The sequence below is a fragment of the Gemmatimonadaceae bacterium genome, assembly GCA_036496605.1.
Classification (GTDB): domain Bacteria; phylum Gemmatimonadota; class Gemmatimonadetes; order Gemmatimonadales; family Gemmatimonadaceae; genus AG2.
Window position 1 is genome coordinate 1 of the sequence record DASXKV010000004.1, and the last position, 25556, is coordinate 25556.

Annotated in this window: 26 protein-coding genes and 1 pseudogene; 17 read left to right on the forward strand and 10 right to left on the reverse strand. The window is 63.9% G+C overall.

Features of this window, described 5'->3' with window-relative positions; genetic code table 11:
- Positions 1 to 301 precede the first annotated feature (301 nt).
- The 11 genes from VGH98_01795 (at position 302) to VGH98_01845 (ending at position 9032) form a co-directional block, all read left to right on the forward strand.
- Entirely contained in the window at positions 302 to 976 is a 675-nt protein-coding gene (locus tag VGH98_01795) for a hypothetical protein (GenBank protein ID HEY2374683.1), read from the forward strand.
- An 889-nt stretch (positions 977 to 1865) separates the two neighbouring features.
- A complete protein-coding gene (locus VGH98_01800; GenBank protein HEY2374684.1) occupies positions 1866 to 2099 on the forward strand; it encodes a hypothetical protein in 234 nt (77 codons plus the stop codon).
- Positions 2100 to 2733: 634 nt separating this feature from the next.
- On the forward strand, positions 2734 to 3480 hold the full coding sequence (locus VGH98_01805) for a hypothetical protein (GenBank protein ID HEY2374685.1): 747 nt from the start codon (positions 2734 to 2736) through the stop codon (positions 3478 to 3480).
- 90 nt (positions 3481 to 3570) lie between these two features.
- Positions 3571 to 3972 carry a hypothetical protein gene (locus VGH98_01810; GenBank protein ID HEY2374686.1) on the forward strand — a complete coding sequence of 134 codons (402 nt, stop codon included), beginning with the start codon at positions 3571 to 3573 and terminating at the stop codon, positions 3970 to 3972.
- Between the two features lie 81 nt (positions 3973 to 4053).
- Positions 4054 to 4680: an N-acetylmuramoyl-L-alanine amidase gene (locus VGH98_01815; GenBank protein ID HEY2374687.1), complete on the forward strand. Its 627-nt coding sequence runs from the start codon at positions 4054 to 4056 to the stop codon at positions 4678 to 4680.
- Positions 4667 to 5269: a hypothetical protein gene (locus VGH98_01820; protein ID HEY2374688.1), complete on the forward strand. Its 603-nt coding sequence runs from the start codon at positions 4667 to 4669 to the stop codon at positions 5267 to 5269. Before VGH98_01815 ends, VGH98_01820 begins: the two co-directional genes overlap by 14 nt.
- A gap of 179 nt (positions 5270 to 5448) precedes the next feature.
- Positions 5449 to 6069: a hypothetical protein gene (locus tag VGH98_01825; protein HEY2374689.1), complete on the forward strand. Its 621-nt coding sequence runs from the start codon at positions 5449 to 5451 to the stop codon at positions 6067 to 6069.
- The gene (locus VGH98_01830; GenBank protein ID HEY2374690.1) at positions 6066 to 6389 is read left to right on the forward strand and encodes a hypothetical protein; all 324 of its coding nucleotides are present in this window, start codon (positions 6066 to 6068) and stop codon (positions 6387 to 6389) included. Before VGH98_01825 ends, VGH98_01830 begins: the two co-directional genes overlap by 4 nt.
- Positions 6390 to 6443: 54 nt before the next feature.
- Positions 6444 to 7127, forward strand: coding sequence for a sigma-70 family RNA polymerase sigma factor (locus tag VGH98_01835; protein ID HEY2374691.1), 684 nt, complete (start codon positions 6444 to 6446; stop codon positions 7125 to 7127).
- A complete protein-coding gene (locus tag VGH98_01840; protein ID HEY2374692.1) occupies positions 7124 to 8023 on the forward strand; it encodes a FecR domain-containing protein in 900 nt (299 codons plus the stop codon). Before VGH98_01835 ends, VGH98_01840 begins: the two co-directional genes overlap by 4 nt.
- A gap of 7 nt (positions 8024 to 8030) precedes the next feature.
- Positions 8031 to 9032 carry a hypothetical protein gene (locus VGH98_01845; GenBank protein ID HEY2374693.1) on the forward strand — a complete coding sequence of 334 codons (1002 nt, stop codon included), beginning with the start codon at positions 8031 to 8033 and terminating at the stop codon, positions 9030 to 9032.
- Between the two features lie 146 nt (positions 9033 to 9178).
- Here VGH98_01845 and VGH98_01850 read toward each other — a convergent pair whose 3' ends face one another.
- Positions 9179 to 9487 carry a histidine phosphatase family protein gene (locus VGH98_01850; GenBank protein HEY2374694.1) on the reverse strand — a complete coding sequence of 103 codons (309 nt, stop codon included), beginning with the start codon at positions 9485 to 9487 and terminating at the stop codon, positions 9179 to 9181.
- Between the two features lie 283 nt (positions 9488 to 9770).
- Between VGH98_01850 and VGH98_01855 the strand changes: the two genes are divergently transcribed.
- Entirely contained in the window at positions 9771 to 10976 is a 1206-nt protein-coding gene (locus VGH98_01855; GenBank protein HEY2374695.1) for a hypothetical protein, read from the forward strand.
- 149 nt (positions 10977 to 11125) lie between these two features.
- On the opposite strand, the gene VGH98_01860 is transcribed toward VGH98_01855, so the two are convergent.
- Positions 11126 to 11407 carry a hypothetical protein gene (locus tag VGH98_01860; GenBank protein HEY2374696.1) on the reverse strand — a complete coding sequence of 94 codons (282 nt, stop codon included), beginning with the start codon at positions 11405 to 11407 and terminating at the stop codon, positions 11126 to 11128.
- 422 nt (positions 11408 to 11829) lie between these two features.
- Here VGH98_01860 and VGH98_01865 point away from each other — a divergent pair, with 422 nt between their 5' ends.
- Positions 11830 to 11997 (forward strand): hypothetical protein, encoded by a 168-nt coding sequence (locus VGH98_01865; protein HEY2374697.1) that lies wholly within the window; start codon positions 11830 to 11832, stop codon positions 11995 to 11997.
- Here VGH98_01865 and VGH98_01870 read toward each other — a convergent pair.
- A pseudogene (locus VGH98_01870) lies at positions 11973 to 12293 on the reverse strand (antibiotic biosynthesis monooxygenase). The gene VGH98_01865 and the pseudogene VGH98_01870 sit on opposite strands and share 25 nt — an antisense overlap.
- A 243-nt stretch (positions 12294 to 12536) precedes the next feature.
- Between VGH98_01870 and VGH98_01875 the strand changes: the two are divergent.
- Positions 12537 to 13616 carry an alkaline phosphatase family protein gene (locus VGH98_01875; protein HEY2374698.1) on the forward strand — a complete coding sequence of 360 codons (1080 nt, stop codon included), beginning with the start codon at positions 12537 to 12539 and terminating at the stop codon, positions 13614 to 13616.
- 368 nt (positions 13617 to 13984) lie between these two features.
- Here VGH98_01875 and VGH98_01880 read toward each other — a convergent pair whose 3' ends face one another.
- From VGH98_01880 to VGH98_01890, 3 genes are all read right to left on the reverse strand, one after another.
- Positions 13985 to 14605 (reverse strand): phosphatase PAP2 family protein, encoded by a 621-nt coding sequence (locus tag VGH98_01880; protein HEY2374699.1) that lies wholly within the window; start codon positions 14603 to 14605, stop codon positions 13985 to 13987.
- On the reverse strand, positions 14602 to 14724 hold the full coding sequence (locus tag VGH98_01885) for a hypothetical protein (GenBank protein ID HEY2374700.1): 123 nt from the start codon (positions 14722 to 14724) through the stop codon (positions 14602 to 14604). Before VGH98_01885 ends, VGH98_01880 begins: the two co-directional genes overlap by 4 nt.
- A 703-nt stretch (positions 14725 to 15427) precedes the next feature.
- A complete protein-coding gene (locus tag VGH98_01890; protein HEY2374701.1) occupies positions 15428 to 17845 on the reverse strand; it encodes a TonB-dependent receptor in 2418 nt (805 codons plus the stop codon).
- 193 nt (positions 17846 to 18038) lie between these two features.
- Between VGH98_01890 and lgt the strand changes: the two genes are divergently transcribed.
- Positions 18039 to 18848: a prolipoprotein diacylglyceryl transferase gene (gene lgt / locus VGH98_01895; GenBank protein HEY2374702.1), complete on the forward strand. Its 810-nt coding sequence runs from the start codon at positions 18039 to 18041 to the stop codon at positions 18846 to 18848.
- 14 nt (positions 18849 to 18862) lie between these two features.
- Here lgt and VGH98_01900 read toward each other — a convergent pair whose 3' ends face one another.
- Both VGH98_01900 and VGH98_01905 read right to left on the reverse strand, forming a co-directional pair.
- A complete protein-coding gene (locus VGH98_01900) occupies positions 18863 to 19642 on the reverse strand; it encodes a LytTR family DNA-binding domain-containing protein (protein ID HEY2374703.1) in 780 nt (259 codons plus the stop codon).
- A complete protein-coding gene (locus tag VGH98_01905; GenBank protein HEY2374704.1) occupies positions 19639 to 21543 on the reverse strand; it encodes a histidine kinase in 1905 nt (634 codons plus the stop codon). The genes VGH98_01900 and VGH98_01905 overlap by 4 nt, the downstream gene beginning before the upstream one ends.
- Before the next feature lie 259 nt (positions 21544 to 21802).
- On the opposite strand from VGH98_01905, the gene VGH98_01910 reads away from it, so the two are divergent.
- Together VGH98_01910 and VGH98_01915 are read left to right on the forward strand one after the other, a co-directional pair.
- Positions 21803 to 22684: a hypothetical protein gene (locus VGH98_01910; protein ID HEY2374705.1), complete on the forward strand. Its 882-nt coding sequence runs from the start codon at positions 21803 to 21805 to the stop codon at positions 22682 to 22684.
- A 2-nt stretch (positions 22685 to 22686) separates the two neighbouring features.
- Entirely contained in the window at positions 22687 to 23712 is a 1026-nt protein-coding gene (locus tag VGH98_01915; protein HEY2374706.1) for a hypothetical protein, read from the forward strand.
- A gap of 71 nt (positions 23713 to 23783) precedes the next feature.
- Here the strand turns inward: VGH98_01915 and VGH98_01920 are convergent, their stop codons facing one another.
- A complete protein-coding gene (locus VGH98_01920) occupies positions 23784 to 24152 on the reverse strand; it encodes a hypothetical protein (GenBank protein HEY2374707.1) in 369 nt (122 codons plus the stop codon).
- 52 nt (positions 24153 to 24204) lie between these two features.
- Entirely contained in the window at positions 24205 to 25512 is a 1308-nt protein-coding gene (locus tag VGH98_01925) for an aminotransferase class V-fold PLP-dependent enzyme (protein HEY2374708.1), read from the reverse strand.
- Positions 25513 to 25556: the final 44 nt, after the last annotated feature.

The following is a 25556-nucleotide window of genomic DNA, read 5'->3' on the forward strand; positions in this document are numbered from 1 at the left end:
CCCGAGGCGGTCCGCGGAGTGTGCGCGGCGAAGGCCGGACGACACGCCGAAGCCCTCGCCCTCCGCGACTCCGTGCTCACCCATCCGCTCGCCGACCCGTTGTCCTGGCCCATGATCGTCGCCCGCGGCATCGCGCTAAGAATCCATTAACCGAGTCTGCGCCGAGTGATCTCGCGCACCGCCGGTTCGTCCAGAACCGGCGGATTTTATTTGCTGCCCGCCCGGCGCCGTCCGCGCCGTCGGGCAGAACGCCCTACCTTGGCGCACCCTCTTCGCGCCCCTTCCGACAACCCCACTCGTTATGCGATTCCGACAGAGCTCGCTTCTCATCGCGATCGCGCCGGTCCTCCTCGTCGCCGCCGGCGCTGGCGCGCAAGTCAAATCCTCCGACACCACGACCAAGACCTCGGAGCTCGAGCGACACGTCCAGGCCGAGCGGCGCGGCGGCGGCCTTCGCGTCGGTCAGTGGCACGTCAACGGACAGCAGTTCCCCACCGGAGCGACGGTTTCGACGATCCCGAATTTCGAGGGATACTACCGCACCGGACTCGATCTGCACCTCGTCCTCGAGAATTCCGTCGGCGTCTGGCGCCAGCACCAGGTCAACGCCTCCGGCGGCGGACTCCTCGGCGGCGGCTCGGCGTCCGCGGCCGACGACTACGTCATTCCGCAGTACACGTCGCTGGTCTTCTATCCCTTCACCACGCCTAACGACCGTCTCGAGCCGTTCCTCCGCGGCGGACTCGGCTTCGCGCTCGGCGTCGACGATCCGCAGAGTGGCGGCGGGATCTCCATGCCGCCGGGGTTCGGTGCGACGGGTGGTCTTGGACTGGAGTGGCGCGCCACCGAGGCGCTGGGGCTCTCGATCTCGGGCCGCTTCCAGTGGATCCGCTTCTTCCAGGACTTCGCTGGACTCCAGACCTATCAGGGTCCGACGCTCGAAGCGGGTATCACCTATCGCTTCCAGTATCGCTGATTGGTCGACGCGACTGCTGCGCGTCATGCTCCTTGCCCGGCTTCGCGGTCGGCCTAGATGAACGGGCGCCGTCCGGCCTTATTCTCGCGCTGAACGAGTGCAATTTGCGCGTCGCCCTGGCGTTCGCTGCCCTTTGGATACAGCATCGCGCCCATTCGGCCCGTCGCGTATTCACCGCATGACGGGCAGTCGCAGTCAAATTCTCGCCAGTTCGCGGGGTACTCGTGCACTCTCCGCGCGATTTGGGCGGTTTCGAAGACCAGCGAGCGGCTGGTCCGGTCCTCCCAGACGGCCCACGCTTCGCCGGCAATCGCAAAGCGGCGCTCCGCCCTACGCCTTCGAGGCTTTCCGTCATCGTCGCGGCGCCGCTCCGGCATCGGCTCTCCCTGGACTGCGGTTGGTGGTTGGTGTTGCTGTTTGGTACTTGGAGAGACATTCCGCCCACATATAGACACCTATCTATTTGGGACTTGACAAGACCTCGTTATGCAAAGAGCACGAATTTGGTGCGTCAAGATCACAAATCATGCTAATCTTTTCGGTGAACCTCCGGCACGGTCAACGGGCGGCACGTCCCGCCTGACATAGTTGGCACCAGCGCCGCAAGATCAAGCGTGATGAGCAGTTGCGCATTGCCGGCGAACGCCTGCCGATGGTCGCTAAGTCGCCTGCGATCGCACGTGTTCTTGCTGCATCATGAGGCCGCGCGTGTCGACAGGCTCGCACCGCGCGACTGAATACCCCTTGACAGAAAACCCTATATAGGTAGAAGCGCGAAGAATTTTTCTTGTGAGTCGCGGCGGTCTCACTCTAATGCTCCTTCGATCGCCCGCCTCCCGCTCGAACGCGGCGCGACATCCGTTAACATTCCCGACGTACGCCAGGCGCGATGCGCGGACAACCGATGGTGGCGGTCATTCCGCTCGCACTCATGCGTCGTCCGCCTGCCGGTATGCGGCTTCTCCTCGCCGGAACACACATTTCGCTCGCCGTTCCGCAGAATCACTTCGACGTGAACGTCGTTCCGCGCAATTCCCGGTCGGTCCCCAAGCACGGAACTACGATCGGCCGATCTGAAAGTCTGTTCGGCATGAACGAAAACCTGTTCCGCGCGAACGGATAGCTGCGCTGGATCTGGCTCAAACCTGTTCCGCTGACACGCAGAGTCGATCGTCTCGAACGCAGGCGTTGTCCGCTGCAAGGCGTGGTCGTGCCGCTCACAGGCGACGCCGTGCCCCTTCCGCGCTCACGGCGATCTCAGACCATCGAACGCGGGCTGGTCATCGCGGACTGCCGTCCGATCACACGATCTTCGCGACCGACTACCGCTTCGCACCTTCCGGCGGCCGTGCGCGCTTGACGCTTCCTCGCGCCGCACGCGCTGACGATTCAAACGAGCCGTTCGCGCGCCGGCAACTCGGCTTCAGTGACTTCTCACGGCCCACCGACCGCCGAGCAACACGCGCCACGGACGTAGCGACCACATCCGTTAACACGGTATGCATCCACCGATGACTGCTCCGCACGTGCCGCTGACCACGACGTTCGTACCGATCACTTCTCACCCGGAGACGGTAATGATTCGAACTCTTTCACAAAGCGCGCGACCACCTCCGCTCGTTGTACGGAACCCACCACGAGCAGGTCAATCACGTTCTGCAGCAGATCGATTGCCATCGGCCACCGCAACGGACGCGCGCGGTGGCCCCCTTCGTTATGCGTCGCTCAACGCAGTACCTCGCAACGGGAGAAATGTTATGCGATCAAAACAAAATGCTGTCCAGGCAGCGCTGCTCCGCGCTCAACGCTTTGCCACGGAGAACGCGGCGCAGCTCATGAGCAGCGTCGATCTGACCGTCGCACGCCAGCGGCTCGACGATGTCATCGCGAGCTTCGCGACGCACGCGGTCGATCAGGATGCCAACAGCCGGAGCGCCAAAGGTGAGACCGAGAAGCAGCATCAACTGCGCATCAAGCTCCGCACCGAGCAGATGCAGCCGATCGCGGATGTCGCTCGCCGCAATCTCCGCACGGCGCCGGAATTCAAGGAGCTCCAGATGCCCCCGCGTACGGCCAAGGGCGGTGCGTTCTTCGCAAGCGCCCAGGCAATGCTCAATGCCGCCTCGATTCACAAGGATGCACTCCTCGAGCGTGGTTTGCCGTCCGACTTCCTCGAGCAGTTTCAGAGCTCGCTCACGAAGCTCCAAACGTCGATGAGCGACCGGGATAAGAGCCGGACGGTGCGCAAGGGTGCGACGAAGGGGCTCGCGTTTCAGGAGCAGGAAGGCCGGAACGTGCTGAGGGTGCTCGATGCGTCGGTGCGTCGCGCGCTCAGCGGAAACGCCGCGCTCCTCGAGACGTGGCAGAGCGCTCGCACGATTCAGGGCGGTAAGGTCGCACCGGCGACCACGTCGGCGGCGGAGCAACCGACGCAACCCACAGCCACCGCGGCGCCGGCGAGCACCGCGACGGCCACGGTAACGCCGCCGCCCGCGGCAGCCTAACGAAGTGGTAGTGGGCAGAGGGTGGAGGGCAGAGCGTGGCCGCCACACTCTGCCCTCTGCTCTCTACGACACCCTTCACCTGAGGAGCACATGGACACCTATATATGGAAGGGAGCCGTGCGCAGAGTCGCCGATGGCGCGCTCGCGGTGCTGATCGCCATCATCACACCACTCCTCGAGAAGAATCCGGCCAAGGCGCTGGCCGCGCCCGGCAGTGCCTTCGTGTTCTCGATGTCGCGACTCATCGTCCTCGCCTTCGCCGCCGCCATGCTGCGGCAGTTGTGGCACACAGGAGTCAGCGGCTGGCCCGACGCGACGCTGGCCATCGCCATCGTGCTCGCCCTCCCGCTCCTCGGCGCGCTCGACCGCGCCAGCCCGGAACAGGTACTCGCGTTAGGCAGCGCACTCATTGGCCGCTTCGGTATCGGCGAAGCACGACTCGCCGGCTGGAGCGACAACGGTGAGCCGAACCGCTTTGACAATCACCGCTAGCGCTACGGGCTAGGGAATAGGGGCTAGGGGCTAGGCCCTTCCCTAGCCCCTAAACCCTAGCCCCTCACCAGGAGACATCCCATGTCCCTCATCATTCGAGGCCTGCACGTGGACCGGCGTGTCCACTCGCACGTCCTCCAGGAACCGCTCGCGGCACCCCGCGGCGGCGTGATGTTGCATTACGATGACTCGTCCGACGACGAGTCGTCGCTCGCCTGGTTCCGCGATCCGCGCTGCAGCAACGGCTACACCTGGCTCGTGCTCGATGATGCGCGAGTGATCGAGCTCGCCGACCCCGCGTTCCGCACGCCGCACGCGGGGCCCTGCCTCACGCCGCGCGCGAACAGCATCTACTACGGTGTCGCGGCGGCAACGAATGGCATCGTGCCGGCGACGAGCGTACAAGTGAATGGAATCGTCGAGTTGTGTATCGCTCTTTTTCGGTACCACCACTGGTCGGAGAGCGACGTGCGACGGCGGATTGTCGGTCACGATGCGCAGGCGATCTGGACGCTGGAGCAGACGCGTCATGCCGGCATTCCCGACGGCAAGGGTCGTCTGCTGTGGGGCAAGCTGGGCCGAAAGGTCGACCCGACGGGCCAGCGGCACGACGGTCGCAAGATCCTCGACGTCGACGAGGTGCGTACCGCCGTGCGGTTGCAGCTCCTCCGCGACGCCAGGCTGGAGGTGTGCCATGCTGCTGCCTAACGGCATACCGATGCGCGTCACGCGCTTGCTGTTCGTCATGGTGGCACTCGCCGCCGGGGTGGTCCTGGCGCTTCGCTCGTCAGGCGCGAAGCCAGGCGCAGTGCAAGCCGCCGATGGACGCCTCGAGGCAGCGCAGCTCGAGCGACAGGCCGTAGCAGCGCGCGCCGAAGTGGTCACGGCGCGCGCTGCCGAGGCACGGTCGGCAACGAGGCCCGCGATCGCGCACATGGAATCGCTTCACGCGCGTGTGAAAGTCGAACACTCCGGACTGCTCAGTGTGAACGACGGAGGCGCAGCGGAAGCGACGCTCGTGCCAGTGCCGCCGCTCGTCACCGAGCGCATGCAAGCCGATTCCGTCGCGATCAATGCGCTGTCCGTGGCTATGACGGAGGACGTTCGTGCGGCCGCCGCCCAGGAGGAGCGGCTCGTCGCCGAAGCGAAGGTCCGCGACGCGGCGGGCCTGACGATCGCAGCGCTCGAGCATGAGCGGCGACCGAGGTGTGGCCGGCGCTGCGGCATGGTGCTCGGCGCGGCAAGCGTTATCGCGTTAGGCATCGCCGTCGATCAGACCCGGCGGTTGTTCCGTTAGGGGGCCGGGGTTCGACAACCCTTATTTGCCGCAAAGGCGGCGGGAGGCACCTATGGTAGGCGCCGTCTCACGAATTCGTGAGGCGGCGCCGGCCCAAATATCAGATTTTGCAATTCCGGTGTCTTTATATGCGTTACGCAACGAGACGGACGCTCACCCTTGCCCGGAGCTCGCGTCATATGCTGCGCCAAATGCCACATCTCCTGCTGTCGACGGCAACGGCTCTCGCCTCGTGGGAGCTTCACCGGAACGCGCAGGACCCCGACGTCGACCGCTCGATCAGCGAGCCCGCGCGAAGCGAGGCCAGTCTCGCCTTCGTGCACTTCGCCGGCTTCTGGTCGCACTACGCTCCAGACTTCGGCTGTTCTTCATGGACCCTGCCCGAGTGCAAACGCGTCGAGAACATAGCCGACTTCGCCGAGGAACAGGGCGGAATCGTCGCGAGCCCTTTGGCCGGCGACGTCTTCCTCCTTGCCTCGGCCCGTGGCGATCGCCACGTCCTCGCCGGGATCATCTCGGTCGTTGAGCAGGTGTCATCGATGTTGAATGGAAGTCTCACCTTTATTTGCACCACCATCGAAGGGGAGCTCGGCGCAACCGGTGATGATGGCGCTGCGCCTTGCGTCCCAACCGCACGTGTCGTAAGGCGGCGACTGTCCGCCGCGTTCGGCGATTGCTTCATCCGGTGGTGCGACCTCGCCGCGCGGACGTCGCGGCCCGCGGTGGAGTACATGGAGCCGAAGAACCTGGTCACCATCGATCGAGCCTCCACGGCGAATTCTGGCCGGAGAGCCGCATGACATGCGGCGCGATTTCGCGTATGCCGCTTTGCTCGTTGGCGCGGCTCGCCATCGAGGATCGCTGCGCGCCACGGATACTCGATCGGGTCATGCGAGAGGTCGAGCCGTATCTCGAGCTATCCGCTGCGCGCATCGCCGCCGATTTCCCGGCCGCGGCCCCCGACATGGTACAGGAGGCTCGCATCACTCTCTGGGAGGTGGACCTCGGTCGCTTTGCTCGGGACGATGGGCTCTATCTCATGGGCGTCCTTCGCGCCCGGATGATCCACGTCTACTACACCGAATTGTCCGGCGGCCTGACGCATGACGCCTCTTGCTAGGCGAATGAGCTCACCACACCGTAGTTATGCATTGTCCGGTTCATGGTCCAGCCAATGACCGACACCCGCTCGCGCACCAAGTCGCTGCTTGGGCTTCCAGTGTCCCCCCCGCCGCTGAATGGCGGGGGCGTGTCCGAGCCTCTCGTCACGGCGCAGGAGGGTTACGCCCGCAGGGCGGCACGAGAAAAGGAGTTCGTCGAACGCGTTGTGATCCACTCGGAGCGGCTTCTCGCATACGCCCGGTGGGAGTTGCAATCAGAAGCAGACGCCGAGGAAACAGTACAGGATGTGATGGACCAGGCATGGAAGATCGACGTCGTCGCGAAGTGCGGCGGTGACGATCGCCGTATAAAAGCGTACATGCTGACGGCTATTAGAAACCGCGTGAAGAACGAATTCCGTCGTCGCGATCGCGCGCGCGCGCTCGAGATCAAGGTTACCGCTTTTCAGCGTTCGAGAACGAACGACACGGTGCCGCCGTTGGAAGACGCTGCGGAGCGCGAACTCAACGAGGCGAGGGACCACGCACTCGAGGAGCTCTCCTGGCGTCACCAGGAAGCGTACACGCTCGTGTGCATAGACGACGTAGAGCTTGAGGTGGCGGCGCTATCGCTCGGGATGAGTGTCCCTGCGCTTCGCGTGTACCTCATGGAAGCCACTCGACACGTCCGGAATAGGCTCGCGCCCAACTACGCGCCTAACGCCGCTGGCCGTCGGGTGAAGGAGGACACGCCATGAAACGGCCCGAGGATTCGACACGCGACGTCTCGATCGGGGCACCATATGACCCCGAGCTCGAGGCCGAGGCGCTCGCCAAATTGAATGACCCCGACTTCGCCGAGGACCTGCTCATCATCGACTATCTCGTTGGCGAGCTGTCTCCGGAAGATCGGGCACGCTTCGAGGATCGAATGCGCTCGGACTCGGAGTTCCGCGCCCGCGCCGAGTCGCTCATGATGGTATGGAATATTCCACGCCGCGGAGCGATCTCTCGGAAGCCGAGCCTCGTCACGCACGCGGTCGCGAAGCGCACCTGGGAGAAGCTCAAAGAGCGGATCGAGCTCGAAGAGCAAGGCATCCGCACCCCGACACTAAAGGAGAGGCGCGCGAGGTGGCGGCGCCGTCGCCAGATATTCATCGCCACGATCGGCGGTTTGCTCACTATGGCGGTCGGCGTGTGGCTTCGCCCGCAGTGGGTCCCCTCGCCGAGCGCATACGTGCACGCCGATGCGCCACGAGATGCGGAGAGTTCCGCGCGGCTGCCTGACGAGACCCAGGTGACGCTCGCCCCCGGTTCACACCTCAGCTACCTAGATTGGTTCACGCCTCACGATGAGCGCGAGGTCACTCTCAACGGCGAAGGCACATTCATCGTCGCTCGCGGCGCTCGTGAGGCGATGACGATTCGAGGTGCCGGTGTCGAAGTCAGCGCGTCCAACGCACGGTTCACGATCCACGCGTACGACACCGAGCCCATCGCCTATGTGATCGTGCACGAGGGACGCGCCGAGGTGCGGGCGCGCACCGTCTACGGTACGAGCGAGTCGCTGACGCTCAGCGCCGGCGAAGGCGCGCGCGTCGGTCCGCAGCTGGCGATCATACGCGGGGATGCTCCGATCCCAATTCACCGGTGAGGATCACATGAGCTCAGTGCCCTACTTGTCGATCCTCGCGGCGGTCGTCGTGAGCGGCACATTAGTACCGGCGCGCGCCATCGCGCAGGATACCGGCATCGTTGCCTGGCCACGCGAGCTCGCGTCGCGGGCACCTGCGCTTGCCGATGGCATCGCGCGCGAGTTCGGCCAGCGGCCCCGCATGATCAGGTTCGGTGGACGGGATACGATCGAGATCCTCTTCTGGAATCCCAGGATCTGGCAGGACGACATGGAGTCGAAGGTCCTTCCAGAGAAGTCGATACCGTTCGTTCGTGAGGCAACGAAGAGAATCGCCGCGTACGCGTGGACCACGTTCGGACGCGATGCGGGTATCACGTCCATCCGCGTCACATTCGTACGTGTCGTACACGACAGCAAGTACCTGAACCCCAACCGCGAGGTGCCCGCGCAAGAGGCGTCTGGACTCTTCTCTCGCCAGATGCTGGAGACAGGACAGCTGCCGGTGTTGGCGACCGTTCTGCGTGAGGGCGGTGCGTGGTCCCCAGCCTACCAGAAGTGGCTCGACTCACTCAGGAAGGCGAGGGACACGACAGCGCAGCGTTCCATCGCGCAGGATGCCTTCGTCCGCGGCCCACGCCCACTCGTGCCACGAGGGTTTGCGCTCGTCGACAGTATCGAACGCGACTTCGGCGAGCGTCCACGCGAGCTCGCGTTCACCGGAAAAGATACGATCGACGTCACCTTCTGGAATCCGGCGTTCTGGCGCAACGACATGAAGTCGAAGGAATTCCCCCAGGCGTCGCTCCCGCTCGTTCGTAAGACAGCAGAGCACGTCGGTGGATTCGTCTGGACCAGCTATGGTAGGGACGCGGGCATCGACGTCATCCGCGTCACGTTCGTTCGTATGCGCAGAGTGGGCACTCCGCGGTTCACGGGCGACGTACCCGCTCAGGAAGTGACTGGACAACTCACTCGCAGGCAGCTCGAGACCGGGCCGCCGCAGCTGGTGACGATGATTGAGCGTTGACGTGCCGATCCGTGCGCCGCACGACATCCAGCTACGGCTACTTCACCATCGATCCGCACGCGGCCGGCGCCGCCGACGGCTCGCCGTATCGGGCGTGAATCTCGCGCGACGGACCGCTCGCCGGCACGGTGACGATAAACAAATCGTCATACGAGCTGTCGCAGATCGGCGTCGGCAGCGGCGCGCCTAACGCGGCGACGATCGCGGGGACGGTGTTGCTGTGCCCGACGACGAGCGCCCGCGGCCGCGCGAATGACCTCGGGCGTGATCTTGAGCGCCTCCGCTGCCGGCAGAGCAGTCTCGCGCGTCCGCGCGAACTGCGTCGTGATGATCGCGGTCACGCCCGCGTCACGCGCGATCGCCATCAACGCCTGCGCCCGCGCCTCACCTGCCTCCGTGAGCGGCGGATCCTCCGCCGGCGCCGCAAGCACGAGCAACACCAGGGCTTTCAGCACTCTCCCTCCGTCCTGTTCGTCCGCACGCGAGTGAACGAGGCTCGCCGAGACCAAGGCGAAAATTCCGCCTTAATTTGCCTTGGCAATTATCCCAAATTAAGAGCACCAGGATTTTTTGCCGTGCCGCTCCATTCATGTGTCACACCAAGCCATTTCTCCCTCGCCACACGCCCTTCTCGACGCGCCCTTTTCGACGCGCCCTATTCGACGCGCCCTTCTCGACGCGCCCCTCTCGACGCGCCCTTCTCGACGCGCCCCTCTCGACCGCTCACAAACTTCTCGAATGCGACCACGACTTCTCATCCTTCCACTCGCCTTGGCGGTCGCCGCCTGCAACAGCGATAAAGCCACCAGCCCGAATGGACTCACAATCGCCCCTCGTAACGCCATCGCGGCCGGAGACAACTTCACCTGCGTCCTCAACCCCCAAGGCGCCGCCCAGTGCTGGGGCGCGAATCAGGTCGGTCAGCTTGGAGGCGGCGCGATTGCCTCGAGCGGAGGGCTCACCCTCGTCTCGGGTGGCCATCGCTTCACGCAGATCGCCGCCACGATATCGACGGCGTGCGCCGTGGCCGACGATGGTTCGGCCTGGTGCTGGGGCGCCAATCACGGCGCGTTAGGCAACGGCTCTGTCGACTCCAGCGCCGTCCCCGTTCCCGTCTTCGGCGGACTTCATTTCCAGCTCCTGGCCGGCGCCGGCACCGCGTTCTGTGGACTGACCACCGCCGGCAGTGTCTACTGCTGGGGTTTGAACGATTTCGGGCAGCTCGGCAATGGTACCAGGTCGTCCACCGTTGCTCCGGTCGCGGTGAGCGGCGGTCAGACGTTCACGGGGTTGACCGCGGCTCTCTGGGCGGCGTGTGGGATCACCTCGTCCGGGTCGGCGTTCTGCTGGGGCGCCAACTCGCTGGGCCAGCTCGGAATCGGGAGCCAAGGTCCGTCGGTCACAACGCCGACTGCCGTCCTTGGTGGTCTCTCCTTCAGTGACATGAAGCTTGGCAGCGCGACGTCGTGCGGCATCGCCGCCGGTGCGACCTACTGCTGGGGGACGAACTTTTCCGGCTCACTTGGAATCACTGACACGAGCACGCGAGCATTACAGCCGACGCCGATCTCGGGCGGTCAGACATTCACGAGCGTCTTCCCGGGCGGCGGTAACAACATCTTCACTCCCGTCTGCGCCCTTACGAGTGCCGGTGCCGCGTACTGCTGGGGTGCGAACCACAACGCGCAACTCGGCACCACCGCGACGACGGCTACCTGTCCTTATGGCACCGGCCAGACCGTCGCCTGCAGCAGCACCCCGCTCGCCGTCACCGGCGGCCTCGCGTTCCAGGCGTTGGCGGTCGGTGCGGAGCACGTCTGCGGCATCACGACCACTGGCCAGGTCGCGTGCTGGGGCCTGAACGATCGCGGCCAGCTCGGTGGCGGCACCGCGGCGGCGACTTCAAGCAGCCCGGTGATCGTGCCTGGCGTGAATGTGCCGTGATGGCGAGATCCAGATGCGAGACGTGAGTCATGAGCTCCGGCCTTTTCGAAGTCGCACTCACGCAACGCCTCACGGAGTAGGCCGGATCTCACCACTCACCTCTCGAGCCTCGAGCTCGCGCGTTTCCCGCGAAATTCCCCTGCCGCGTTCTATCGCGCGTCGCCCTCTGCCTCGCGAGCCGTCTGTCGCGACGTCGTCACCAACTTCGCCTCCACGAATTGACGCTCCAGCAATGCCTCATCGATCGCGTGATGCTGGTCCCGGTTGAAGGAGTAGATGCGTCGTTCACGCGGGATGGTCAGATCGAAGACGCGGAAGTCGGCGAGCGGTGTGCCTAACGGCAAGAGCTGAAACTCGCCGTGATGGACGTTGCCGTCCTGCACGAGCCACTCCCGTCCGTCGTCGTCGAAGAAGAGCAGCCGTATGCGCACCCAGCACCTACCCGTCGCCGTAGCGAATCTCCGAGTGAGTCGATTGGTCTCCGCGTGGCTCGCCTGATCACTCGTGTTACCCGTCGTCGTCGACCGGATTTGCCTCGAGTGTCATGGCGTGAGCTGTCTTCAATACCCAACGATGCGCGACGCATTGCAAGTAAAAAAAGAGTCTGGACGCGTGTGGCTGAACGCAGGCCGCCGTGCCGGGCGGTCGAGGCGGACAAGGCGTCCGAAATATTCACCAATCGTGACTGCTCGGTCGTGCTGCAGCGGTTTACACAACCACAGACACACCGCGAGCCAGACGCACGTTGCCTAACGTTGGGTTACGCGCGGGAGACTCGACGAATCTTCTCCAGGGCATTGCTGGAGGATGCATCCAATTCCAGATCACGCGCGAGGGATAACGAGCAATGAAGATGAGCGCCGTTCTCGGCCGACTCCGTTATTCTGTCGCGAACGTCCTCGCGATCATCGGCGCCGGCGCACTTATCGGCGCTCTCGCGACGCTGATCGTTTCGAATGAATCCCTCCTCAATCGGCTGCTACTTTCGGCGTCACGTTATTCCTCCTGCGCCAATTCCTGATCCTGCAACGCCATCCATGGCGTGAACAGCTTCGGTTCGCCCTTTCCGATCATCTCTTTCATCTTCGCGTTCGGCGTTCCCAGCACTTCGCCCGTAACGGAGGCGGTGGCAATGAGCGGCGTCATCAAATGGCTGATGTTGGAAAAGTGCTCGATGGCAGCGTCGGCGTCGCGGTAGCGCTCGAACACAATTGCCTCGCTTTCATCCTCGTTGAAGAAGATTTCGTACTGGAGTGTGCCACTGTCCTTGGTCCGCACGATCTCCATGGCCTCTTCCGTCAGGCGCTTCCATTCCTCGACCTTGCCGGGTCAACGCTGCAATGTCTTGATGCGAGCGATCGATGCGCATTGCGAGCCGGCGAAATTGACCGGCGCTCGCATCGTCGAAGGGCCTCGCTTGGCGTTTGGCGCACAGCGCAGTAGATAAATGGGCATGGGTCTGTTCTCACCGTACGCGGCACGCTATCGATCAACTTTCCCTTCTCGCGTTCCAACTCATGCGACTGCACCTTGCCGCCCGGCGCCGCGAGCGGCATCGGCATGAGGTTTGTCGTTTTGACGGTCCTCGGGCTGGCGCTCCTGGCCACGCCGGACCTTCCGCGCGCCGAGGCAATGCGGCCGAAGATCGGGCACGTGTTCGTCATCGTTCTCGAGAACACGGGGTACGCGCGAACCTTCGGTGACAGCACGGAGGCGCCGTACCTGGCCGATACGCTTGCCCGGCGCGGCCTGCTTCTACGGCGGTATTACGGGACGGCGCACAACAGCCTGCCGAATTACATCGCGATGATCAGCGGGATCACGCCGACGCCGGAGACGCAGGCCGACTGCCCGGTGTTCAGCGAATTCGTGGCGACGGGGCGCGGGCGGGATGGGCAGCCAATCGGCCGCGGGTGCGTGTACCCGGCATCCGTGCGCACGGTGGGCGATCAGCTGGATGCGAAGGGGCTGCGCTGGCGGGCCTATATGGAAGACATGGGAAACGACCCGCGTCGCGAGCCGGCGCGGTGTGCGCACCCGATCATCGGACAGGTCGATTCCACGTCGCGCGCAACGCCCGCGGACCAGTACGCGACGAAGCACAACCCGTTCATGTATTTTCACTCGATCATCGACGATCGCGCGCGGTGTGCGCGAGCCGTGGTTCCGCTGTCGCTGCTCGAGGCGGACCTGGTCTCGGGGATCGATGCGCCGAGATTCTCGTTCATCGTGCCGAATCTCTGCAACGACGGGCATGACTGGACGTGTGCGAGCGGAGAGGTGGGCGGTCTCGCCGCGGCGGACGCGTTTCTGCAACGCCTCGTGCCGAGCATTCTGGCTTCGCCGGCGTTCAGCGATGATGGTTTGCTCATCATTACCTTCGACGAGGCGATGCCGCCGGATGCCGCGGCATGTTGCGGGCCGCGATCCGGTCCCAACACGACGTCAGCCGGCGGGGATGGTCCCGGTGGCGGTCGCGTTGGAGCAGTGGTGCTTTCTCCGGCGATCTCCGGGGGACGCACGAGCGATGTCCCCTACGATCACTACTCGCTGCTGCGGACGGTGGAGGACATTTTTGGGCTTGCGCATTTAGGGTATGCGGGTCGCGCGGACGTAAAAGCCATCGACCTGAGGCGGTGACGACGTGAGCCGATCACCGGCGCAAAGTGATACCAAACGACGCGAAGTCCCAGACGACGCGAAGTCCCAGACGGCGCTGAGTTCCGAACGGCGCTGAGTTCCGAACGGCGCTGAGTTCCGCACGGCGGTGAGTGCCGCGAGGAGCGCGAGTCAGCAGTTGCGGCGCACGCCACTGGCCGCCTCATGAATCGCACGTATGCGTGAGCATTTTCGCATTCCGTCGCCCTTTGGGACTTCGCGTCGTTTGGGACTTCGCGCCGTCTGGGACTTCGCGCCGTCTGGTATCACTTTGCGAGACCGTAAATGCCCAGCGCCGCCCCAGCTTTGAGAGCCGATCGCCCCCATACCCAGGCCGGCAAAGATCGCGATCAGGATGATCGCATCATTCCTTCCCACCGATCCCACAGCGCTGTCGCGACGAGCGAACCAACAATCCCCGCCAGTACGACATCACTGAGGAAGTGCGCGCGCGCGAGAACGCGCGTGATGGCGCAACCCGCTGCCACCGCGAACCAGAGCCACCGCGCTCGCGGGTACAGGTGCGAGAGCATCGCGAGCGCGCCGAAGGCGACGATGGCGTGGCTGCTGGGAAACGCCAATCCTCCACTCGACAGTGGATGCTGCGACCAGCTACGGAAGACGTACGCGCCCGCCTGCGTCTCCGGCCGCTCACGGCGAAGCAGCACCTTCAGTATTTCGCCCACCAGACCCGCGAGCGTCGCGGAGGTGAGTGGCAAGAGACCGCGCCACCGTCGCCATCGATTATCGGTCGCGTCGCGCTGATGAAGGTCACAAAGAATGAGCGCCAACGAAACAATCGCCCATGTCGGCAGAAAGCCGGCAATGCGCAACATGCGACCGAGATCGCCGTCGTAGATTGTCTTTCGCACGAGATGACGATACGCCCAGCCGTCCAGCACGAGCGACGCGGCGAAGACCACGATCATCAGGGTGACGCGGATCAGCGATCTCCGCGTCAGTATCCTCATCGGCTGCTGACGTGCGTGCTCGCCGGCGAATGCGCGCGCTGGCTGCGTGGGTGGACCTCGTCGCACATCTCCAGCGCCGCCGCGGCAAGGCAGGCGACGACGATGAGCAAGGTCGTCATGGTCGCACGAGATGAATTACTTCGCACGCTCCATCTTCGCCCCCGCCGCACCGGCCCGCCAGCCCCGCTCGTTCCGAGCCCTGACTCGGGCTCCAGAGTCTCATTTGCACTCAGGCGTCTGAAGCAGTCGCATCGTGACCATCGTCATGCTGTCGCGGCGATGGTTCGTCGTGCCTAACGCCTCCGGAGTGAAGCCTCGCCTCCGCTTGATCAGCAAGTGCGCTGTCCGTCTTTTCAGAGTCGAGGCTCATATTGCTTCCGCACCAACCCACCCAGGCGGCATTTGCGAGCTTTACGTCATACTAAGTAGGTGGACAAAAGTCTTGCTACAAATTGCTTCGCTGCATTGGGAGGCCGTCGGCCGCTGAAACCGCTGACATTGCCCTGATACCGCTGACGGGCTCCGTGTCGACAGACAGCTCCACTCCTCAGTGATGTTTTGAATGTGTGAATGTATCGGGAGTTTCCATGACCGTTGGAAGCTTCCCGAGGCATCTGAACAAGAAACCAGCTACTGCTTGGTGCATGGAGCCGTCGTTGCTGAGGAGCAAGTCAGTGGTCTCAGCGCCCTGTCAGTGGTCTCAGCGGCTTCTCTCTCTTTCAGCCGTGCCCGGATGATTGCGGATCTCGACTGAGCGCGTGCTCACAGCGCTTTTGATCATCGAAACTCAGTCAGTTTGTAGCAGAACCTTTGTCTATCTACTTAGAGGCCGACGTTCACCCGAAGCTGGATGTTGCGTGGCCGGCCAACCGAAGCACCGCTGAAAAACGCGCCTTTCAGCAGGTACTTCTTGTCGAAGACATTCTCGATGTAGAGCTCGGGCCTGACGACCGAGCTCCCCGCTACGAGCGAGTATCCCGCGCTGAAATTGAAGATCGTGCTCGCCGGCACGTGGATGCCACGGTTGAAGTCGAACAGGCCCGTGCCGTAGCTACAGTCGCAGGAGGCCGGATCGACGCCATTCGTCAGGCCGCTGCCGTAAATGCCCGTTCCGCTGAAGTACAGTTGACTGAACGAGTATGTCCCGCTGGCAACAAGCGATAGTCGCTGATCGTGATCGAGGTCGAAGGTCCCTGACGGCGGTGTCACGGGAAAGAAGCCGCCTGTGATCGCCCCTGAACCGTATGCGTGGTTCAGTGCGGCATTCACATACGCTGAAAACGGTCCCTGCGGTCGGTATTCGATGACGCTCTCGATGCCCGTGATCTTCACCCGCTCAATGTTCACGGACGTCACGATTGCCGACCCGGGCACGGTGTTGTCGTCAATGCCCGGCTTCGAGTCTTTGTAATAGGCGGACAGCTTGAAATTCATTCCCGCCGGCAGCCGCTGAACGAGCCCGAGCTCGTAGAAGTTGTCACGCTCGGGGAGGGTCGGTGATGTCGCGGTGTCTCCCTGCGCTACGCTCGTAATGGCACGCAGATCTTCGACGTTCGTCGGCATGAACAGTCGGCCGTAATACGCATACAGTGTCGTCGACGGCGAGGGGAAGAAGTTGAGACGAATGCGTGGACTCACCTGGCTCTGTGTGCCGGCAAAGGGAGCATTGTGCGCGTCGTAGCGCACACCCGTGCGGAGCTCGAACTGCTCGATGGGTGAATACGCCGTTTGTGCGTAGACGCCCGCGTCCCAACCTTTGAGCCCAGATCTCGAAGAGGGCCCGTTGTTTCCATTCGCGTCGGTCGTGACGAAATCCTCGTGACCATTCGTCGTCGACGTTTGTGTTCCGACCTTGAACTCGAGGTCGTGACCTGGATGCGTCGTGTAATCGAGCTTGAGGCCGAACGTGTTGAATTGCCGATTCTCGGCCACGTTGTATTGGTTGGGATCGGGATAGAAGACAAACTGCGGCGTATCGTGCGCACCCGGCACGTAGTCGAGCGTTCCATGACGATAGAAGAGCCCGGCGAAGAGATCAGCGTTATTTGATTGGCTTTGCGACGTCGATCCGAACTGATGTCGCCAGCCCAGGTTCGCAAAGCTGTTGACGTCGGTCTGGTGGTCATCGAGCAACGTGTTCCCGCTCGTGTCGTATGGCACCTGGAAGCGCGTGCGGGACGAGCTCAGGTCCAGGCTCAACGCGTCGTGTGTGCTTGGCGTGAACTGGATCTTGCCGAAGCCGAAATAATCGGTGCCCTGGTTGTGAAAATTCTCAATCTTGTCACTGGATGGATCGAGTATCACCGGCTCGACGCGCATGTCGCTGAACTGCCGAGCGCCCGAGACATAGAACCCCCAGGGCCCGGTGTTCGTGCTCATGCTCAACGATTGGCCGTTGAACCCACGATCGCCCGCCGTGCTCGAGCCGTAAGTTCCCAAGTACGTGCCCAGATCGCTATGAAAGCCGCCGGCGGGAATCTTCGTCGTGACGTTCACGATCGCCGCGTTCTTGTTGCCGTACTCGGCGTCCCAGCCGCCCGTCTGAAAGTTGATCTGGTTGACGATCTCCGGGTCGAAGAGCTCGTTGAGACTTCCTGAAATTCCGGAGGGGACCGGAACGCCGTCCACGTAGTACGTGTACTCGGCGTGTTGGCCGCGGATGTGGACTTCCCCCGTCGGCGCGCGCGCCGCGCCCGCGATACTCAGCTGCAGGATCTGCGACGTCGTGTTCGTGGGAGCGCCGTGATATTCGTTCTGTTGAAATACCTGGTTACCCGTACGCGTATCGACCGCGATCGGAACCGAGGCCGTGACCCTGACCGTGGACAGGTTCACCGCCGCGGGCACGAGATGGAAGTCGACGTTCGTGACGTCGCCGCCGCTTGCCGGCACGGTCACGGTGCGAGCGAGCGGTCGAAAACCAATCATGCGCGCCGACACGACGTAGCTGCCGGCGCCCAGGTTGTGCACGGTGTAGCGGCCGAACCCGTCAGTTTGAGTGTTGACGATGAGGTTTCCGCTCTGGCTGACGCTCACTTCCGCCGATTGCAATGGCTGTCCGCTGGTGCTGTCGCTAATCGTACCGGTGATGTCACCGGCGGCCAGCGGTCGTTCGTGAGGAAGTGCAGATGCAGATGCTCTGAGCGCGGCGCCGAACACGAATGCGAGGACCAACACGATCGTCGAGTAACGCGTTGAATGCGTGGCGTGGTTGCGGCCCACTTCGGATTCAGTAAACATGATTGCGTGTTTGTGCGGGTTCCGTGGAACGACTATGAGACCGTCGTCACCGACGCGTCACGGAGAGGTGGGGCGCGCCACGTCGGCTCCCGTGCAGGTTACGCGGCCTGTGGACACCGTGCATCGACTTTCCTATGAATGGTTTTGCCAACGACACGAGTGGGCCATGCGACTGCATGAACGCGATTGACCGATGGTGACGACTCCTTTCCCACACATCTCACCCGTCGTCATTCAGATCGGGCCGCTCGCGGTGCGTTGGTATGGACTGATGTACGCGGCGGGCTATACGGTCGGCTTCTTTCTCGCGCGTCGTCGCATCCGCACGGGACGCACGTCGCTAACAACGAGCGCGCTCGATTCGCTGATCGGCTATCTGGTTATCGGCATGCTCATCGGCGCGCGACTGACCTACGTGCTGATCTACGACTTCAGCGAGTACGCCGCTCACCCGCTGGAGATCTTCGCGCTCTGGCGCGGTGGGCTTTCATTTCACGGCGCCATTGCTGGGATGGTCGTGGCCTGCGCGTTGTTCGCGCATCGGCGCAAGATCGCGTTGCTCGAAATCACCGATCTGGTCGCCGTGTGCGGCGCGCCGGGGCTCTTCTTCGGACGGTTAGGCAACTTCATCAACGCGGAGCTCTATGGCCGACCGGCGAATCTGCCATGGGCGATGGTCTTTCCAACCGATCCACTCGCCGTGCCGCGCCACCCATCGCAGCTGTATGAAGCGTTCGGCGAAGGTGCAGTGCTCGGCTTGTTCCTCTGGTGGATCGATGGCGTGGCCAGGAAGCATGGTGTGTATCGCGCCGGCTTCGACACGTCGGTCTTTCTGATCGCCTACGGAGTCATTCGCTTCCTCATCGAGTTCACCCGGCAACCCGACGTCCAACTCGGGTTCGTGCTCGGACCGTTCAGCATGGGCCAACTGCTCTGCGCGCTCATGATCGTGGTCGGCCTGGTGCTGCTCACGATGACTCGACGGCGGCCCGTCGCCGCCTAACGGTGACGTGATTCCTACAGGCGGAACAACTGCTCACGGAGCACGCGCGAACGCAGGCGGCTCACCTGGTGCAGTTGACCATTGTCGAGGAGAAGCGTGTACGTGCCGCCCGGCATCGGTGTGACGCGCTGAATCGACGTCACGCCCACGATCGTTCCGCGAGACACACGAACAAACTGCGCCGGATCGAGGCGCGCTTCGAGGTCCTTGAGCCGATACGTAATCGTGAAACGCTCGTTGGCGCGCGTTTGTAAGTGCAGCAGCTCGCCGTCGGCGACGATCGACACGATCTGATCGACCGGAACGAGGAAGATGTCTTCCTTCTTTCGGACGGGAATGCGGCGCAGGAGCGTCGTTGGCGCGTGCGCGGCGTAATCGCTGGCGGCCGCGCGGACGCGATCCGCGTCCGCCGGATTGCTCTCCGCTCGCTCGAGACGTTCGTGGGCGCGATTGATCGCTTGGCGCAATCGAGCGGCTTCGACCGGCTTGAGCAAGTAGTCAACCGCATTCATCTCGAAGGCGCGTACCGCGTATTCGTCGTACGCCGTGACGAACGCGATGAGCGGCAAGCGATCGCGGCGCACCAGCCGCGCGACCCCGAGGCCGTCGACTTCCGGCATCTGCAGATCGAGCAGCGCGAGGTCCGGATGGAGGCGTTCGATCAGCTCGATCGCTTCCGCTCCATTCGCCGCCTCGCCGACGACCTCGACGTCGTCGTAGTGGCGCAACAACGATGTCAGGAAGGAGCGTGCAGGGCGCTCGTCGTCAGCGACGACGACGCGGAGAATCGTCATGACGCGTTCACGACTGCCGGCCGCCAGTTCACGTTCAGGCGGAGCTCGACGAGCGTTCCGCCACCATCTGCACCCGTTATGCGCAAGCGGCCCGAATCGCCGTAATAGCGAAGCAACCGGCTCTCGACGTTTTCCAGTCCCACGCCGCGGCGGTACATTCGCGAACGTGGCTCGCTCCTCATCCCCGCGCCGTTGTCGTGCACACTGAGGCACAGCGCCTCGCCACCGCCCGGCAGCTCCTCGATGCGCGCGCGAATCGAGATCGTGCCACCGCCTCGCAGCGGCGAGATACCGTGCTTGACGGCGTTCTCGACGATCGGCTGCAGAATGAGCGGCGGCACGAGAAGCTCGCCGAGTGCATCCGGAACATCGCGCGCGAGGCGGAGACGTTCCTCGAATCGCGTCTGTTCGATCGCGAGATAGGCGTCGACGAGTTGGAGCTCCTCACGCAGCGTCACGAAATCACTGGTACGGCGGAGAACGGCACGCAGCAACGACGTGAGCTGATAGAGTGTTTCGATCGCGCGCGACGGCGAGGTCGTGATCAGATGGCCGACCGTCGTGAGGGCATTGAAGAGGAAGTGGGGGTTGAGTTGTGCGCGCAGCGCGCGCAGCTCGGCTTCCGTCGCGAGGCGGCGCATGTCTTGCTCTCGCAGATCGCGCTCGAAGCGCTCCTCGCTCACCCGGAGCTCGTCGATGCGACGGCCGACGAGCATCGCGGCCGTGTCGAGGAGGGCGATGTCGTCGGACATCAAGCGCCGGCCGGCACCGAGCGATGCCACCTCGAGGACGTAGCCAGGCGCGTCGTTCGTTGGCACGAGCACCTGCGCGCCGCGCGGGCCAGTCGCTGTTGCCACGGTGCCGGCGTGCAGCCCCTCTGCCTTCTCCGGCGCCTCACGCCAGCCCACGGTGCCCGCAACGAGCGCCGATGCGATCTGCCGACAGACGTCGTCGAGTGCCTCGTTAGGTGCCGACGCCGCTGACAGTGAGCGCGCGATTGCCCGACGCACGGCGCGATAATCCACGCGGTGGAGCATGACGCGATCCACGAAGCGATCGGTCGAACGGCGCAACACGGGATACAGCAGGGCCGTGGCGATCCAGACGGTCAACAACACGCCCGGCACGCCGATGCGCAGCTCATCAGGATCCCGGTCGATCAGCGGCGCAACCAGCGTCACGTACGCGGACATGACGACAGCGACGAGCGCCAATACCGACAACGCGCGCTTGAGAAAGAGATCGGCGAGCGCGAACCGATAGTCCTGATAAAGAATCACGAGCACCAGCGGGAGCGATGCGTGGTGGCCGATGAGCTCCACCACCCACGAATCGTTCGCCGCCGAGTGGCGGCTCAAATGGAGCGCTGATACGGCGAAGGCCGCCAGCGCCACGGCCGTCAGGGCACGCGACGACTCGCGACGGCGCCGCGCCGAGACCGCGAAAAACAGAATGACGAGCGCGTACCCGAGCGTCAGGAGGAGCAAGCCATTCGAGGACAGCGCGTCGTGCCTAACGACAGAGACGATCTGGAGCACGCCGCCGAGCGCGCTCAGGCCGTACGCGAAGAGCGCCAGCGGCCGGGGGCCGGGCCGTCGCTGTGGCGACCGTGTCGCCGCGTCGACGACGACGGCCGGCAGGAAGCCGAGCGCCGCGTACGCGAGCGCCGAATACCAGGGACTCAACTCGCCCAGGCCAAAGTCATGCGCGCCGAACACGACGAGCGCGCCGGCGTTCCAGATCAAGCCAAGGATGGCAGCGAGCAGTGGAATGCCGCCGGGCGCGAGCGCCACGCCACGCCGCGCGCCGCGCCAGATCATCACCGCGAGCATGCCATACAACGCAATGCCCGTGGCAAATCCGACGAGATGAACGAGCGCGACTAGATCTTGAGCATTCATTAGTGTGACCCTATCACGACACCGTGTGTCGTATGCTGAGTGTATGCGAACACTCGTCGATTGCAATTCGACTCGCGCAGACGGGAGCGGAGAACCGATGAATGGATTGAAATTGCCAACGACTGGCTCACGACGGTCTGCGAGCGTCATTTCGACGGGCCTCGCGCTCTGCTTCGCGGCGACCGTACCCCACGTCGCAGTCGCTCAAACCGAATTCTACAACCTAGATTCGAACAGGCCACTTCGTGTCGAGGACGCGTTGCCGACGCCACGCCGTTCGTTGGACATCCAGCTCGCACCGCTGCGTCTCGATGAGCTCAGCGGAGGAACCCGCCGCTGGCGGTCCGATCCCAAGCTCTCGTATGGGATCGCACCGCAGACGGAGCTCGAGGTCCGGGCACCAGTGCTGCTCGTCCAGCCTCGGGGAGGGCAAGCTGCACTCGGTCTCACAAGCTTGGGAGTCGGAGTACTGCACGCGTTCAATACCGAGACGGCTTTCCTCCCCGCGTTGGCACTCTCGGGAGAGGTGCTGATCCCGATAGGGATGCTGGCGCCACCGAACGGCTCGTACGCGATTAAGGCTTTACTCACCAAGACGCTGTCGGTCGCGCGCGTGAGCGTCAACGCGTCATATGGGACGTACAGCGTCGCGCCCGCGGCTGCCACATCGGCGCAATGCCGATTAGCGCCCCCGGGCGCGCCGGGCTGCAACGGGCAGCCGTCCGTTCCTGATGTGCCGTGTTCGCGTGTGCCAGTGGCGACGTCGATGCTCGGCGACGCAGCGCGCATGTTCAGCGAGTCGGCGGCCGGCGCGCCGCTGTACTCTACCGCATGCCTAACGTCTAGCGCCGCCGCACCGTCGTCGCCGCCATCGCTCGGCGAGCGATGGTTCGCGGGTGCCGCCATCGATCACACCTTCGCGCTCGCGTCGACGCTGGTCGCTGCCGACGTGTTCGCCGAGCGATTCGTCGGCTTGTCGGCGCTCGTTGATTGGACGGCGGAGCTCGGACTGCGTCGCCAGTGGTCGCCGCGACTCGTGCTGGATCCCGGCGTGGCGAGACACTTCGCCGGTGCGTTTCCCTCGACCGCGGTCACCCTCGGCGCGACACTCGCCGTCGCCATCGACCGCCACGGGGCCTAACGATGCAATCCGGACGCCGCATCGACCAACGGGCGCTGCGATTGGGCGCGCTCTTGCTGGGTGCATCGAGCGCCGCCTGTGGCTCGTTCGCGCGGGTCCCCGAGCAGACGTACCTCGGTGCGTCGTACAACTGGACCTACCGCGATCACTTTCCGCACTCCGATCGCCTGTTCAACGCCTTCGACTACGGCCACGCGACGCTGTACGAGCATCTGCTGCGTGACGAGGGCAGACCTGTGGAGGCCGCGCACGACATCGACGGCCGCGAATTCACATACATCACGACACAACTCCTCGTGCACCCGCCAGACCTGCCGCTCGAGGAGCACGCCATCGGCCCCACCTACACGACACTCGTCCCCGAGCTCGCGGCGGTTTTCGATTGGACGCACATGCTGCATCGCCAGCTGTACGACGTGCTCGCCGATGCACGACTCGATAGCGCGGGCCGCGATGCGCGCGTTGCGCAGCTGCTGCGATACTACAAGAGCCGTCACGACCTTGCGTTGAGCAGTCACGCCAAGAGTATGGAGCTGATGGAGGGCGCGTTCTACTCTTTCGTGTTTCGTCAACAGGAGCCGAAGTTCAATGGGCTCTTATGGTCGTACCATTGGTACCAGATGGCCGTCTACGATGCACTGCTCGCGGCGAATGACGCGACCGGTCAGCACCAGAATGTCGATGCGGTGACAGCGCGCTTCTGGCAGCTGATCGCTGACGCGCCGTCGCACATGCCCACGACGATGCCGCTGACGGCTGCCGTCGCGCCGCGATTCGCGTCCCGTTATCCGGAGGCGGCGATCATCTTCGACAATCTCCACTCGCTCCACGACGTCGTCGCCGACATTCTTGCCTCGCCAAAGGTCGCGTCGCGGGAAAAGCGTCCCGAGATACTGCGCGCGCTCGCGGCGTTCAGGGATTCCACGACCGAGGTCGTGTCACTGAATGACTGGCGCTCGATGGCGCTCGAAATGGGAGTCGACAGAATGGGAGGCGTCGCGCCAACGCCGGCCGCGAAGCCGCGTTGACGTGACTAACCGAGGTAGAGGGTAGAGGGTGGCCGGCCACTCTCGACCCTCTACCATCTACCCTCTACTCGTTAGCTGATCCACGTCCCCAGCGCGATACCGAGGAGACTGATCAGCAAACCACCGGCGGCGAGTGCTCCGACTCCCGCCGCGACGGCGCGGCCGATGTGGAGAGAGCGGTACGCACCGAACGATGCTGCCGACGCACTTTGCCGCTCGCGCAGCTCGCGATCGGTGATTCCCCACGCGCCGAAGGCGAGAAAGCACAGCGCTGCACTCGCGACGATGTGCCAACCACTCGGGCGCCAGATGACCGCGACGATTGTGACGACGAGTCCTACGCCGACATCGAAAGCCAGACGTCCGTCGGAAGCATTCCGCGCGCGACCACTCAAGAACTGGACGAGGTTGGGCTCGGAACGCGGAGGTGAGTCCACCACGTCGGAACTCCTCTACCCTCTACCCTCTACCCTCTACCCTCTACCCTCTGCCTCATGCAATCCCTCGCCGAATCGCCTGCTCCATCCGATCCGCGAAGAGATCCACCTCATCCAGCGTCGTGTACACGTTAGGCGTCACCCGGAGCCCACTGAATTCCGGATGGATCAACGGCGTCGTCACGATGTGATGCTTCGCCAGCAGCCACCCCTGCAGCTTCCCGATATCCATCCCCTCGACGGCGACAACGCCAATCGCCCCGCTCTCGTTAGGCCCGATCGGTGTCAGCATCTTCACCCGATCGCTCGCCGCCAACAGGCGCTTCGCCCAGCGATCGCGCAGCATCCGTAGCCGCGCGATTTTGCGGTCGGCGCCGATCGCGCGATGGAACGCCAGCGCCACCGCGATCGCGTTGTGATTCGCCGCCGGATGCGTCCCGATCTCCTCGTACTTTCGAATGTCACTCGTCTGCTCGGCCGCCGCGGCCATCATTGGCCAGAGCGACGGAATCTTGTCGCGCCGCACATATAAGAATCCCGTCCCGATCGGCGCCATCAGCCACTTGTGGAGACTCGTCCCGTAGTAGTCGCACGCGAGGTCGTCGCGCGTGAACGGGAAGTGCGCGTACGCGTGCGCTCCGTCGACGAACACCGCGATCCCCTTCGGCCGCGCCAGGTCGACGAGGCGACGCACGGGCGCGATGTATCCCGTCATGAAGCTGATGTGCATGACCTCGATGACGCGTGTCCGCGGCGTGATCGCTTCGGCCATACGCGCGACGTACTCGTCGGCGCTCTTGGGTGGCGTGTCCTGCCTAACGCTTTTGACGACGATGCCGTCGCGCCGCTCGCGCTGCCGCCAGGTCGTCTGCATCCGCGGATAGTTCTGCGTCGTGATGATCACCTCGTCGCCGCGCTTGAGGTCCAGCCCCAGGATCATTGTCTCGTTCGACTCCGAGGCGTTGCGCGTGATCGCCATCTCTTCCTGGTCACAGCCGAAGTCGCGCGCGAGCTCGCGCCGCACGCTCTCGATGCGGGGTTCGAGCACACTCCACATGTGCTCGACTGGCAGCTCGTTCGAGAAGCGCAGATCGCGGATCATCTGCTCGAGCACGTGCGTCGGCGCGGGACTGCAACCGCCGTTGTTCAGATTGACCATCGTCCGATCGAGATCGAACGCGCGCTGGATCTCCGCCCAGTACGCCTCGTCCTCCGCCACGGCGCCAGCCGGCTTACGCTCCGCGACGGTCTCCGCTCGCGCCAATCTCCGGAACGCATCCCCGCGCATCGCGGGCAGCCTAACGAACGGCAACGCCATGCCGGCGACGAGCGCGCGGCCAATGAACTCGCGACGGTCTGTCATGATCGACCCTCTGAGGCGGTGGCAGAGGGTTAAGATGCGAATAT

What these genes read in the sequence shown, in the direction of transcription:
- VGH98_01900 (HEY2374703.1), bottom strand. Translation starts at nt 19,642, where the DNA reads ATGACGATTCTCCGCGTCGTCGTCGCTGACGACGAGCGCCCTGCACGC.
- VGH98_01885 (HEY2374700.1), bottom strand. Translation starts at nt 14,724, where the DNA reads ATGACGACCTTGCTCATCGTCGTCGCCTGCCTTGCCGCGGCGGCGCTG.
- VGH98_01905 (HEY2374704.1), bottom strand. Translation starts at nt 21,543, where the DNA reads ATGAATGCTCAAGATCTAGTCGCGCTCGTTCATCTCGTCGGATTTGCC.
- VGH98_01815 (HEY2374687.1), top strand. Translation starts at nt 4,054, where the DNA reads ATGTCCCTCATCATTCGAGGCCTGCACGTGGACCGGCGTGTCCACTCG.
- VGH98_01855 (HEY2374695.1), top strand. Translation starts at nt 9,771, where the DNA reads ATGCGACCACGACTTCTCATCCTTCCACTCGCCTTGGCGGTCGCCGCC.
- VGH98_01875 (HEY2374698.1), top strand. Translation starts at nt 12,537, where the DNA reads ATGAGGTTTGTCGTTTTGACGGTCCTCGGGCTGGCGCTCCTGGCCACG.
- lgt (HEY2374702.1), top strand. Translation starts at nt 18,039, where the DNA reads ATGGTGACGACTCCTTTCCCACACATCTCACCCGTCGTCATTCAGATC.
- VGH98_01880 (HEY2374699.1), bottom strand. Translation starts at nt 14,605, where the DNA reads ATGAGGATACTGACGCGGAGATCGCTGATCCGCGTCACCCTGATGATC.
- VGH98_01915 (HEY2374706.1), top strand. Translation starts at nt 22,687, where the DNA reads ATGCAATCCGGACGCCGCATCGACCAACGGGCGCTGCGATTGGGCGCG.
- VGH98_01805 (HEY2374685.1), top strand. Translation starts at nt 2,734, where the DNA reads ATGCGATCAAAACAAAATGCTGTCCAGGCAGCGCTGCTCCGCGCTCAA.
- VGH98_01800 (HEY2374684.1), top strand. Translation starts at nt 1,866, where the DNA reads ATGCGCGGACAACCGATGGTGGCGGTCATTCCGCTCGCACTCATGCGT.
- VGH98_01810 (HEY2374686.1), top strand. Translation starts at nt 3,571, where the DNA reads ATGGACACCTATATATGGAAGGGAGCCGTGCGCAGAGTCGCCGATGGC.
- VGH98_01795 (HEY2374683.1), top strand. Translation starts at nt 302, where the DNA reads ATGCGATTCCGACAGAGCTCGCTTCTCATCGCGATCGCGCCGGTCCTC.
- VGH98_01865 (HEY2374697.1), top strand. Translation starts at nt 11,830, where the DNA reads ATGAGCGCCGTTCTCGGCCGACTCCGTTATTCTGTCGCGAACGTCCTC.
- VGH98_01845 (HEY2374693.1), top strand. Translation starts at nt 8,031, where the DNA reads ATGAGCTCAGTGCCCTACTTGTCGATCCTCGCGGCGGTCGTCGTGAGC.
- VGH98_01820 (HEY2374688.1), top strand. Translation starts at nt 4,667, where the DNA reads ATGCTGCTGCCTAACGGCATACCGATGCGCGTCACGCGCTTGCTGTTC.
- VGH98_01835 (HEY2374691.1), top strand. Translation starts at nt 6,444, where the DNA reads ATGACCGACACCCGCTCGCGCACCAAGTCGCTGCTTGGGCTTCCAGTG.
- VGH98_01890 (HEY2374701.1), bottom strand. Translation starts at nt 17,845, where the DNA reads ATGTTTACTGAATCCGAAGTGGGCCGCAACCACGCCACGCATTCAACG.
- VGH98_01830 (HEY2374690.1), top strand. Translation starts at nt 6,066, where the DNA reads ATGACATGCGGCGCGATTTCGCGTATGCCGCTTTGCTCGTTGGCGCGG.
- VGH98_01925 (HEY2374708.1), bottom strand. Translation starts at nt 25,512, where the DNA reads ATGACAGACCGTCGCGAGTTCATTGGCCGCGCGCTCGTCGCCGGCATG.
- VGH98_01840 (HEY2374692.1), top strand. Translation starts at nt 7,124, where the DNA reads ATGAAACGGCCCGAGGATTCGACACGCGACGTCTCGATCGGGGCACCA.
- VGH98_01825 (HEY2374689.1), top strand. Translation starts at nt 5,449, where the DNA reads ATGCTGCGCCAAATGCCACATCTCCTGCTGTCGACGGCAACGGCTCTC.